Raw genomic sequence first — 5,855 nt, 5'->3', positions numbered from 1 at the left:
ATCCCGCTGCAGATCAGACGCCGTATACATGGCCGCAACCGACCAGTTCACCCGAACCGATCCGACATCCTTGACCCGCAGGAGTCATCCATACACGGATTGAAGTCTGGGGAGTAAGCCGGCAGGTAGAGCAGGCGGGCACCGGCCGCCTCGATGCGTTCGCGGATGCCGCTGACCTTGTGGGCGGGCAGGTTGTCGAGCACGACCGTGTCACCCTGGTTCAAAGTCGGCACCAAGGTCTCCTCGACATAGCGGCGGAAGCGGACCCCGGTCATGGGTCCATCTAAGAGCGCGGTCGCCGTCAGGCCGCTGGCACGCAGGCCCGCCGTGACCGTGACGGTCTTCCAGTGTCCGAACGGCACGGCCACCCGGCAGCGTTCGCCACGCGGAGCCCATCCGTAGCGACGCGCCATTTTCGTGTTGGTCGCGGTCTCGTCCAGGAACACGAGCCTGTCCGGATCGAGGTCGAGTTGACCCTCGAACCAGGCCAAGCGCGCCGCCTTCACATCCTCCCGATCCTGCTCGGCGGCGTGGCCGGTGTTTTTTTACGCGTGATGCCGTGGCGTTTGAAGAAGCGGGACAGGCTGCTCGCCCCGACCCGCAGGCCGTGTTCGGCCAGTCGAGCGCGCAGCTCGCGCAGAAACAGTTCGGGTTTGGCCTCATAGGTCCGCCGGATCAGGCCAGCCTGGGCCTCGATGGCGTGCGAGCGCTGATCGCCGCCCATCGGCTTGGCCCGTGTGCGTCCTTCCCGCACGAAGGCCTCGTGCCAGCGCACGGCGCTGGCGGGACTGACCTCGAACCGTCTGGCGGCTTCCCGGCGGGAGGCTCCTGCCTCGATCGCCACTACGACACGCTGACGCAGATCCGCTGACAGGGCTGAGGGCATCCGGCTCTCCTCCTCGGAAAGCCGCGCATCGAATCACATCTGCGCCGCCCCCGAAACCCCGGTCGATTCAAGCCGATCGGACACCGCTCTAGGTGGCTGGGTCTCTACAGGTGTAGATGCTGGGTACGGACGTGGCTTCCCGACGAAAATGCTCGCCGGCGACATCGCGAGCGTCAAATTTCCAGGACTTTCTCTCGACCACCTAAGGATCGGCGCAGCTAGCGACCAAATCAGACAATTGGTACCGTCCGCTCCCGACCCCTTGCAGAAGGCCGAAAGGTCCGCTTCCCGGCAGGTTATCGGATGATGACCAGAGAACTCAGCGCAGGTACTTGCGTCGGCTCGCCCTATTTGAAAAGCGCGAAAAGCCGACCTGTAATGGATGTTGACGTTCGATCCTCCCAATCGCGATCGAACTCGATCTTCGGATTGCGTGATTTAAAATTGTGTGCACGATCGTAGCAATCGCCCACAAGTTATCTACGTGCGGGCATGCAGCTGACATCGGAGTGCTCATGACGCACCGCCTACACGCAGACCGGTGCTTGGAAGTTGCCCGTGAGTTGCGCGCGGCAGCCGAAGAGACGCGGCAAACGCTTCAGGTCTCGCGCGATCTCGTGCGGCGCTCACGCGAGCAGACCGCTGCAGGGCCACTAGCATGCAGCAAGGATGACAATCTCGTCCCGTCGAACCAATTGGTGATGTCTCTCATCGAGGCCTACGAGGCCGCTGAAAACGAGCCTGACACCCAGACCCGTCTGCTCCTCGGTCACGTGCTACATCATGTCGGTCGTCGCATTGCCGACGGGATCGGACCGCGCATGGCCGGGATTGCAGTGCATTGACCGACGGGTCAGAGGGATCGGCGAAAAGCCATGGCGAATGGTGACGATCCGCAGGACGACGGCCCCGGCATGCTAGATCGCATCGCCCGGACGCTGGGTGTTCCAGTCGCGACCTTCCTGACGGCCGACCCGGCTGAAGCACCGGACACTAAAATCCCTGTGGCAACCCCGGATCAGCTCCTCGAAATGATGGCGCTGCTGCGTCTGTTCGTGCAGCTGAAAAGCCCCGAGGCTCGGGCCCGCTGCCTTGCCTACATCGTGCACGAGGCGACGAACGACGGCTGATTCGAGCGCCTGTCCTCGACATCGAGCAAGAACGCATGATGCTGGGACCCGACGAAAGGCGCGGCATCAATCTGAAGGCCCAGAAGGCAGTAATGGACCAGGACCACTTTCCGATCGTCGGCATCGGCGCGTCCGCGGGCGGCATCGAAGCAATGCAAGGCTTTTTCCGTGGGGTGCCGGAAACGCTCGGGGCAGCCTTCGTAGTCGTCACGCATCTCGGCCGGACGCATAAGAGCTTGCTACCAGACGTGCTGTCTCGCTTCACGCCGCTTGAGGTCGAGGCCGCTACCGACGGCATGCCAGTCCGACAGGGCCGCGTCTACGTCATGCCGGCTGGTTTCGTCATGAGCATCGCGGGCGGCAGACTGACGTTGAGGCCGCTCGGGCCGGGGGAGCGCGAGACCAAACCAATCGATATCTTCCTAACTGCTCTAGCCCTCGACCAGGGCGAGCGCGCGGTCGGTGTGATCCTGTCCGGCGGCGACGGCGACGGCGCCATCGGCATCAAGGCGATCAAGGAGCGCGGCGGCCTGACTCTGGCCCAGACGCTGGATGGCTCCGGCCCTGATACCCCCGACATGCCGATCAGCGCGCTGCGGACCGGCTTCGTCGATTTCGGCGAGACGGCCGACAGGATGGGCGATCGGATCGCCGCGCACAGCGCCGCCGCGCTGCATGCTCGGGCTGACCCTGTTGTGCGGGAGCTCGACGCCGAGTTGCTCACTAAGATTTTCGCCATTCTCCGCTCGCAGGTCGGTCATGATTTCTCGGGGTACAAACCCAACACCTTCGTGCGCCGCTTGCAGCGGCGCATCAGCGTGGTCGGCGCGACTGGGCCGGGCGGCTACCTCAGACTACTGCGTGCCGACCCGGCCGAGGTCGGGGCGCTGTTTCGGGATCTGCTGATCGGTGTGACGAACTTCTTCCGCGACTCCGCCGCCTTCGAGGCCCTGGCCGCCGACGTCATCCCGAAGCTGTTCGACGAGCGCGTAGCGACCGACGTCGTGCGGATCTGGGTGCCGGCTTGTTCGACCGGCGAGGAGGTCTACTCCCTGGCCATCCTCTTGCGCGAGCACATGCTTACCCTGGTGGATCCGCCGCGCGTGCAGATCTTCGCCACCGATATCGACGAGCGCTCGCTTACCGTCGCCCGGACCGGCCTTTACCCGAAGAACTACCTGTCCGCTGTCTCGCCCGAACGGATCGCGCGGCACTTCGTCGTCGACGGCGACAGCGCGGTGGTCGGGAAAGCCGTACGCGACCTGTGCACCTTCGCCCCACACAGCGTGCTGCGAGACCCGCCGTTCTCTCGCATTGATCTTGTCTCTTGCCGCAACCTGCTGATCTACCTCGGCGTCGAAGCCCAGCAGCAGCTGTTGCCGGTGCTGCACTACGCCCTGCGTCCGCGCGGCTACCTGTTTATCGGGATGGCCGAGAACGTGACGCGCTTCGAAGACTTGTTCGAGACGATCGACAAGCGGAACCGCATCTTCCAGGCCCGCGAAATGATCCCGCCGGCCCGGTTGCCACCAATGTCCGGGCCGGACACGCCAGCCTTCGCGGGTGCCGGCCAGCCGTACCGGCGCAACGTGACAACGCACGCGGCCCTGCGGCACACGGTCGAGACGTTGATGTTGTCCGAGTTCACGCCGCCGCACGCGGTCGTGACGCGGACGGGCGAGGCCGTGCATTACTCGTCGCGGATCGGCGATCATCTGGAGGTTGTACCAGGCCAGCCGACCCGGGAGCTCGCCGCGATGGCACGCAAAGGCCTACGGCTGGATCTCCGAACAACGCTGCGCGAGGCGATTGAGGGCAATACCCGGGTCGTACGCGACTGTATCGACGTCGAGCTACCGGATGGCCGTCTCCAGTCGATCTCCCTAGTCGTCAAGCCGCTGAACATGGCCGGCGCGACCGAGCCACTGTTCCTGGTCGTATTCAACGAAGCCACTGCGCCCGTCGTGAAGGAGCTGCAGGCCCTGGAGACGAATGAGCGGGACACGGCGTTCCAAGGCCTGGAACGCGAACTGAACGCGACGCGCGAGCGGCTTCAGGGGGTGATCGAGGAGTACGAAACCTCCCTTGAGGAGCTCAAATCCTCGAACGAGGAACTCTACTCCGTCAACGAGGAGATGCAGGCCGCCAATGAGGAGCTGGAGGCTTCGAAAGAGGAGACGCAGTCTCTGAACGAGGAGCTTCAGACGGTGAATTCCGAGCTGACGTCCAAGATCGAGGCCATTGATCAGATGAGCGACGACCAGTCCACGCTGTTCGAGGGCATGAACGTCGCCAGCGTGCTCCTGACGCCGGATCTCAACATCCGCATGTTCACCGCCCCCGCGGCGCAGATCTTTGGTCTGCAGCCTAGCGACGTCGGCCGGCCCCTGCGCAACTTCTCGTCGCCGATACCCCTGACGTGGCTATCGAACGAGATACCAACGGTGCTGGCGACAAGCCGGCCTTCCGAGCGAATAATCGAGGGCGCGGACGGCGCCCGCTACCATGTTCAGTTGATGGCCTCGTCCCGAAAAGGCAGCCGGATGCCCGGAATCGTAGCGAACTTCACAAACTTATTGGAGCAGGGATAACCGACTGCTTTGCGCTCCGCGTCCGGGAGCTTGCTGCCCCACCGAGCTAGCGTGACGCCAACGAGGCTGCCTGCGCAAGGGTAGCGAGCATCGGCACGCCTATGCAGAGCCCGGTCGCCTCTGCCTCATGGGAGGGCGGATCGTCGTGCAGGACATGGGCGGCAAGCGTCGCTCCATCGACGTGGACCGTTCTGCGTTCGCGCGTCAGGGGGCAGCGGAGACCCGCGCGATGCTGTTCGCCGCCGGCCTCCGCACCGAGGGCGAGGGCGAGGTCGTGAAGTGCCTTAAGGGCGCGGACCCACAGGCCGATCAGCGCGAGACCATCATCACCGATGCATGGTCCGGCCTCGCGGGGTGGCGCTCATGATTTGGGCCCAGCCCATCCCTTGCCCGACCCACCACCTCGCCGGCCGATGCTGTTGCGGGGCGGGATGCCCTTCGACCAGCGTCCTCTCCATCAAGGAATCGCCAATGACCCCAGCCGAAGCCGCCGCCTACGCCCGAGGAGTCCGAGAGGCCCGCGAGATGGCGATGATCGCCGCCGTGACCATCGAGGCTCGCGACGATCACCGAGACCTACGCCAGCAGGCCGCATCCGCTGCCCTTCACGGGCTCGCCGAGGGGTTGGCTCATCTCCTACCGCGGAGGCCGAACCCGCTCGTCGCGATTATGGCGACCATCTCGGCCGAGCCAGGGACAAGCGGCACCGTCGAGTGCCCGCATTGCAAGGGATCGCTCCAATGGGGACGGGCCAGTCTCAACGAGCATCTGCACATGCAGTGCGACACCGCCGGGTGCTTGAGGGTGATGCAATGACCGAGCGCCCGAAGCCACCCGGCGCCGTCATCACCAGTCCCCAGAGCGCCGAGGCCGCAAAGGAGAGGCTGGCCCAAGCCATTGAAGAACTACGTCGCCGCCGCACCGTCCCCTACCGCCGGTAGGCCCGAAACCACCGTCACCAACCATCCCCATGTCGAAGTCATGGATTCTCGGAGACACAAAGGTGCTGCCGCCTAGGCTCGTGCCAATATGCGGTCTTGGCGCGCATCGATTTGTTGGGCGATGAACCGGCCAAATGGACCATTGGCCTTGCTACGGCGCCGGCGCGTGAACGTCCCATAGACGCGCTCCAGCGCGAGGACACGTTCGCTAGTGGTGCGAGTCTAACACTTGGTGCCCGCGCTTTGCGGCCTGGATGATGCGATCTGGGTCGGCGGTCCAGACGAAGGGCTTCGGGTCGCCGTTGCT

At 64.5% G+C, this 5,855-nt stretch carries 5 protein-coding genes and 1 pseudogene; 5 read left to right on the top strand and 1 reads right to left on the bottom strand.

Annotated features, from left to right (window positions below; all coding sequences use genetic code 11):
* Positions 1-95: 95 nt before the first annotated feature.
* Positions 96-886 (bottom strand): annotated as a pseudogene (locus ASF32_RS24785) (IS630 family transposase); the annotation flags it as partial.
* A gap of 545 nt (positions 887-1,431) precedes the next feature.
* Here ASF32_RS24785 and ASF32_RS18410 point away from each other — a divergent pair.
* From ASF32_RS18410 to ASF32_RS18390, 5 genes are all read left to right on the top strand, one after another.
* The gene (locus tag ASF32_RS18410) at positions 1,432-1,731 is read left to right on the top strand and encodes a hypothetical protein (RefSeq protein ID WP_156467890.1); all 300 of its coding nucleotides are present in this window, start codon (positions 1,432-1,434) and stop codon (positions 1,729-1,731) included.
* A gap of 30 nt (positions 1,732-1,761) precedes the next feature.
* Entirely contained in the window at positions 1,762-2,016 is a 255-nt protein-coding gene (locus tag ASF32_RS18405; protein ID WP_056431682.1) for a hypothetical protein, read from the top strand.
* A gap of 35 nt (positions 2,017-2,051) precedes the next feature.
* Positions 2,052-4,607 (top strand): CheR family methyltransferase, encoded by a 2,556-nt coding sequence (locus ASF32_RS18400; protein WP_082490468.1) that lies wholly within the window; start codon positions 2,052-2,054, stop codon positions 4,605-4,607.
* A gap of 145 nt (positions 4,608-4,752) precedes the next feature.
* Positions 4,753-4,974 (top strand): hypothetical protein, encoded by a 222-nt coding sequence (locus tag ASF32_RS18395; protein WP_156467889.1) that lies wholly within the window; start codon positions 4,753-4,755, stop codon positions 4,972-4,974.
* 104 nt (positions 4,975-5,078) lie between these two features.
* Positions 5,079-5,423, top strand: a complete 345-nt coding sequence (locus ASF32_RS18390; RefSeq protein WP_056431677.1) for a hypothetical protein — start codon at positions 5,079-5,081, stop codon at positions 5,421-5,423.
* Positions 5,424-5,855: the final 432 nt, after the last annotated feature.

This window comes from Methylobacterium sp. Leaf91 (assembly GCF_001422815.1).
Lineage (GTDB): Bacteria > Pseudomonadota > Alphaproteobacteria > Rhizobiales > Beijerinckiaceae > Methylobacterium.
Note: the sequence above shows the minus strand (reverse complement) of the source record. Positions and strands in the feature narration are given on the sequence as shown.